Here is a 6,512-nt window from a genome sequence, read left to right as displayed (position 1 = left end):
ATTTACTCCACAGGTTTTACGCTTGTTCCCAAAATTTCTGGAGAGACAATAACTGTTTAACCTCTCTCTGGATCAAGCCGAATTTCTGGGGAGACACTAAGTTTTCACCTCTTTGCCGACAAGACAGTTGTTAATAGCAATCGGCAAAAGCAGTAGACAAACTCGTATAATATAACAATAAGCACGGTTTACTGATTTTCAGTGGAAAGTTTCACATTACTTGTTTTTCTTTCCAATCCATTTTACTCCACAGGTTTTACGCTTGTTCCCTCTCTCTTTGATGTGCAGTTTGTTAATAGCAATAGGCAACAGCAGTTGGCAAATCAGAGTGAAATAGCAACAGGCACAGTTTTATCTTATTTCACTGCAAGTCTTACGTTCAATCTTCTTGTTTTTAATACTTTGGCTGATATGCCCTTTTGCAGACATGTAAAAATAGCATATCCTTGCATGCTCATGTTAATCAATAGGCTAAATCGTTTGTGAAGATTAAGGGTATTGATTTATGGCATCAAGCATTGCCGGGATAAATAAATAAATCCGGGGAGTACTTAACCTATAATGACGCTTTTCTGAGAATTTGGGTGCAGGTATTTGTTGGCCATCTCAAGGATGTCCTGACTGGTTATGTTTTGTACGGTTGAGAGGTACTGGTCATAGTAACTATAGTCCAGTCCGTGGATATGTATATTCTTAAATTTTTCCGCAAGGGAAAAGGCTGAACTTAGCCGTGACTGGAAGTGACCGATCATATGGTTTTTTACCGTATCAAGCTCGTGTGGCGCTACGGGAAAGGAACAAAGGGTGTTAAGTTCCTTGTCTATTTCGCTAATTGTATCGTCTACAAATTCTTTCTTAACATCAGTACCTATCACAATGTAGCTGTCATGCTTTAAGGCCACTACGCTTGAATATATTCCATAAGTGAAGCCTTTGTCTTCGCGAATGTTTTTCATTAACCTGGAGCCGAAATAACCGCCAAGAACATGGCTTGTAATCAGCAATGGAATATAGTCCGGATGCGTTTTGTTAATTGTCATCCGGCCCACGCGTATTGAGGACTGCAGAGCACCTGCTTTATCCTCTTTTATAGATGAACTATTAGCTGCTACATCGGTATAGTTTGAAGTATGAGTCGCAGGATGAGCTACAGTGCGATTAAAAACATTGTTAATTATATCGATACTTTCAGCGCTTACTTCCCCGGAGGCAACGATCTCAAATGTACTCAGGTGGTCCTTGTGAAACCGCCTGAGATCATCTTGTTGCTGCTGAATCAAATCAGCTTCACTGATTATTTTACCGTAGGGGTGATTGTTTCCAAATAGCAGGTTTCTAAACCTTTTAGAGGCGACTATGTTGGTTCTTTCATTCTGCAGCTTAAGTTGCTGTATCTCTATTTGTCGTATTCGATTAAGCTCATGCTCTGGAAATACCGGTGAATAAATCATCTCAGCAAGATAAGGCAAAAGTATGCCCAGGTGCTTTGTGAGACAATATAGACTTACTGAGGAGACATCAAACGATGGGTTTAATTCCAGGAATGCCCCATACTGGGCCAAATGATTAGAAAGCTGGCTTGAAGTGAACGATTCGGTCCCTTCCTTTAACATTTTTAAAGCTAATAGAGAAGTGGCTGTTTTAGCCTCATAGTAAGTGCCTCCTACCGGAAACATTATTTCCAGCTTTATAATAGGCTGAACACCTTCATCTAAAATATAAAGCGGAATACCTGAATCCAGAGTATGCCGCTTCACTTTTGGGAATTTTATTTGATAGGATGACGTATGTGCCGGTGCTACAGATCTATTTAGCATAAATTAATCTACAACGGATTCTTCATCCTTATCGCTCTTATCAAAGTTGAAAAGGAGTGTGAAACGTAGTGTTTCGGCCAAAGGATGCTCTTGCTCTTTTGGAACCAAATAAGCGAAGTCAATTCCGAAAACCTGATACCTGAAACCTAAGCCAAGTGTCAGATATTTTCTGTTTCCTTTGTCTTCTGATTCAAAGAAGTAACCAACACGGGCAGCAAAAGTATTATTATACCAGTACTCTGCTCCGGCAGAAACAGTAACTTCTTTTATTTCTTCACTAATACCATCTTCTGCATCCCCAAATGAACCAAACATGCCACTTAAGAGAGATTTGTCGCTTTGTGCAGAGTCAAGTTGAGGGCTTGGCACCATAAGTTTATTCAAGTCAAGACCGAAGGTCAACTTATTATAAGGGTCAAGATTTGTAGTGAATGCTCCCCCTAACCTCAGGTTTGTTGGGATAAAGTCTTTATTGCTTTCGTCTGAATAGGTCAGCTTAGAACCAATGTTTGAGATCACTGCAGCAAGTGCAAGGTTTGAATTACTACCGCTTAGCAGGAGGTCTTTATCATAAAAAACAGCAATATCAGCAGCAACACTGTTACCTGGTCTGGCTTCTACTCCACCTGAAGAGAAGCTACCGGTAAGATTGGAGTGGATATACCTACCGGCAACACCAATACTTAAATTCTGAGTTAACATTCTTGAGTAGGCAGCGTCAAATGAAAATTCTCTGGGATTAAACTGTCCTTCATCACCTCCCTGCTCGTTGGTGAAGAAAATTTCACCGAGATCGAAGTAACGCATAGAAACAGCCACGGCCTGCTCTTTTGAAAATTTATAATATCCCGATAAATAGGTGATAGACATGTCATTGATGATCTTGCCTAACCAAGGGGTGTATGAAAGGGAAAATCCTATGTTGTTCTCTATGAAAACAAGTTTTGCAGGGTTCCAGTATATGGAGTTAGCATCAGGGGAAGTAGCTGCCCCAACATCAGCCATACCACCGGCGCGTGCATCGGGGGTGATGGTGAGAAAAGGAACCGCTGTAGTAATTACCCTTCTCGAAGAATCCTGGCCAACAAGGCCCTGAGCTTGAGATACATAACTTGTTAAAACTGATAAAATGACTGCTACTGTGAGCGTAAATAACCTTTTCATGTGACTTCTGTTAGCTAACAAATATAATTAATTAATAAGAATAAGCTTTTCATATCTTTGATTTTTTCCCCCGTCCGACATAGAACGAACCATGATCTTAAATAAGTATATCCCCCCGGGAACTTTTTGACCAAAGATATTTGTTCCGTCCCACCTGAAAAGCTCTACGTGCGATGTGCTTTCTTCTATTTGAAAGTTCATGTCCCTGATGATTTCCCCCGATCTTGAAATAATTTGAAGATTAACCTCAAGATCTTCACCAGACCTGCTATGGTTAAAAGCAATGGTCGTGCTGTGACTGAAAGGATTGGGATAAGCCCTTAACTGGGTGAGGGAAACGCTTCCTTCCTCACCTACTACAAACTCTATTTCGGCCTCTCCGGCATTGTTATAAGTATCCCAGGCTTTTAATGTCAGGCTATGTTTTCCTTTGGCAAGGTCATTAAGCGGAAAAGAAACCCACCCGGTTTTGTATGTGTCTTTAGAGGCTATATAATATTCATTAAGATTATAAACACTTTCGCCATCCAGTATCGCCGTTATATTGTTTCCCACACCATACCCTGAGATATTGATACCACTGTCATCCGACAATTTTGCTACTAACATCGTATTGGGATTTACCTCTCCTGTGCCCTGATAGGTGCTATCCCCCAGAAACAACTGAATATCGGGCCCTGTAATATCCTTGGGTGGATTTTCTGCAGTGCCTCCCACAATAATGTCAATGTCTGATCCATTGGCATCTTCGTTATTGTTTTTGTGCAGAGCGTATAAGCTGATCTTACCCGTTCCGGGCTGGTATGAAATATTTTTTGGGACAATAAATTCAAATGTAAATTCACCGTTTTCAATAGTGGATGTACCCCGGAAGATGGCGTTTTCTCTGGACTTGTAAGTGTATGGAGAGTTTTCCTGCCCCAGCGTCACCAATTCTGACTCTTTATCATAAATAACAACCTCGAGTGTTCCGTTGAAATCTGTACTTTTTAATCCGTCTATTTCTCTGATTTCACCACTGATGCTCATCTTCCCTAAGGCCTTTAGGGTATCAGATTTATTTGAGTTGCCATTGATCGATGTTACTGCGATTTTCTTTTTGGGATAGCTTAGTCTTAAGGATGGATCTCCCAGCAGGCTAAAATTCCTGTTCCCCACTTTATTCGCATCAATGGCTTTATCTACGCTGTTGTTTTTTGTGATACGTATGATATCTCCCAGTCGGGGATACTGATCATTGGTGGTTTTAAAGAGCTCATTATAAAAGGCTTTGTTTAAAGCAAAATTAGAGCTTGAAAATACCGGCCGGCATGTACTGATTATGCCAATACCACCTCCGTTTGGACTGGTAACCAATTTTTCACCTCCTGAAATTAGGGCAGGATCATCATGGCGGCCAAACTCACAAGTAGCTGTTACAAATAGCGGGAGTCGCTCCATATTGTCCCATTTTCTGATCATCACAGTGTCCAGTATTTCTTCTTCTGTCCAGCCGATTTCCCTGCCGTGCCCGGTAAAGTTTACCACTAACGCTCCTTTGTTGATGACCTTGGTTAATGCTTCCTTGGCTTTAGGGGCACTTTGCTGGCTTGGAGTAGAAATCTGAGGGTAAGCATCTAAAAAGAATTTGTTATAATTAAAGTCTGAAAAGCTGGTATCTATCAAAACAGTCAGTTGATCAGATTGTTCGGTATGTGTATTGCCGTCACCATCATCTGCTACGAATACCACATTGTTTCGCCAGTTTCCCAAAGTACCCGGGTCAGTACTATACCTTATCAATTTATCAACCAGTACTTTGGCTTGCCCTGCACTTGTGGCTGGTAATCTTCCAATACCTATTTCCATGGTATGGTTACCTCCGGATTCTTCCAGCCACTCTCCTTCATCGGCGTCCATAAAACCAAAGTAGTCATCTGAAGTATAGGTATCTAAAGGATAGAGCGAATTTCTGGATTCATAAACAGGTACGTAGTTGTTATTCTTTTGCAGGATATTTTTATAGTCATACGAACCTCTTCCAAATAGTAAAAGATATTTAAGTTTGTTGCTTTTGTCGTACAGAAACTTTGCATAATCTCTAATAGCAGTAACATCCTGTTTGCCGCTCGAAAACTCATTGTAAACCTGCTCTGTAGTCACTACCCCCACATTAAGTTTATCGTTGGATCTCCTGAAATTGGCCAACCTTTCTGCTTCATTTAAAAAGTTCGGGTGGGTAACAATAAGCAAGTCAGGAGTATTGAGCCCCCTAATATTCTGATTAGGTATCTTGGAATATTCGGGAGCGGGAAGATTAGTAGGATTAAAAGCAACATATTCCCTGACTGTAGATGTTTCAGCCCCAAAGGATGCTGTTCCCTGTGCTTCGACGAATTGCTGATTTTTTGGCAGTAAAGGGTCTGATACATCCCAAATTCTGGTTTGAGTCGCAGCACCGGACAGCTCAAAAGTACTGATAGCATTATTCGCGCTCTCCAGGGATCGGAATATGAGTACGTCCTCTGTCAGGTTTAGTTTGCATATAGCTTCTACCGTCAGGTAATCGAGGAACCCTGCTGCATACCCCGAACTGTTTCCCACATACTCTACCTTAACGGTAAGGGCTCCGCTGCCTGCCTGATTTGAATTAAGTGTGAACCGGCTTAGATTTTCTCTGCCTCTCACACTGTAGAAATATTGTTTTTTATTAAAATCCGGGATACTTGCGATGGTTTGCTCACCCAGGGCAATATTATTAAGAGCAAGTCTGAATTTCGATTCAGCAAAAGACTGGGCCATAACAGCGGATGTGACTGTGATTGTAGAATTTGGCGTTAAGCCATCTATATTAAATTCATAGGTTTTGGTGCCACTATTGTTCTCATACCACTTCCTGCCTGATGAAAGTATGTTTGTCTGATCAATTTGATGGTGTCTAAAAGCGTTGTAAGTCTGAACTTTTGGAAAACCAGAGCCAAGATCAAGGCTATTAGCTATCCTCAGACCATTTGTATCGCCTATAGTGAGGAAGTAATAGTTAGTATTAGAATAAATATTATGTTCGTAGGTTAATGTGCCTCCCTCGTAGCTATAAGCATCTGGCCCTTGCCCGTAAAAGAGGATGTAGTCACCATTATCAAATTTCCCATCACCTTCTCCGTTAACATATATAGCATTTTGCACCAAATCCGACGCCCGATCTATACTATTGGCTTGGGGAAGCATTCCGGAACCATTACCATATAGCTGGATTTTTCTGGGATCAATATTGGCCACGTCAATTCCCATTTCCTGAAGTCTGTTGAAGGTAATTTTATAAACACCATCCTTTTCAACGGTTAATTTATACCAGTCACCCTGGGATAAAACAGAATTGTCCTGACTGATGGCAGGTTGCGTGAAAGAGGTTAGAAGAGATAGAATTACTATGACTCGTAAAAGTCGGGTCATGGGAGATCGGTTTGATTATGAAGTAGCAACATGATATCCGCATTAAACGTTTCCTGCCGCCATTATATTATGTCACGCTCTTCTTACTAACTAAATTAT

General features: G+C 41.0%; 3 protein-coding genes. All 3 read right to left on the bottom strand.

The features are described 5' to 3' along the window. Positions 1-551 precede the first annotated feature (551 nt). From E1163_RS03465 to porU, 3 genes are read right to left on the bottom strand one after another with little or no spacing between them, the layout of a single operon-like run. Complete coding sequence (locus E1163_RS03465) at positions 552-1,817, bottom strand: M16 family metallopeptidase (protein WP_155169485.1); 1,266 nt, start codon at positions 1,815-1,817, stop codon at positions 552-554. Between the two features lie 3 nt (positions 1,818-1,820). Further along, the gene (gene porV, locus E1163_RS03460) at positions 1,821-2,981 is read right to left on the bottom strand and encodes a type IX secretion system outer membrane channel protein PorV (protein WP_155169483.1); all 1,161 of its coding nucleotides are present in this window, start codon (positions 2,979-2,981) and stop codon (positions 1,821-1,823) included. A 27-nt stretch (positions 2,982-3,008) separates the two neighbouring features. Continuing rightward, entirely contained in the window at positions 3,009-6,413 is a 3,405-nt protein-coding gene (gene porU / locus E1163_RS03455) for a type IX secretion system sortase PorU (RefSeq protein WP_155169480.1), read from the bottom strand. Positions 6,414-6,512: the final 99 nt, after the last annotated feature.

Origin of the sequence: Fulvivirga kasyanovii (assembly GCF_009711405.1) — a bacterium.
GTDB lineage: Bacteria > Bacteroidota > Bacteroidia > Cytophagales > Cyclobacteriaceae > Fulvivirga > Fulvivirga kasyanovii.
Note: the sequence above shows the minus strand (reverse complement) of the source record. Positions and strands in the feature narration are given on the sequence as shown.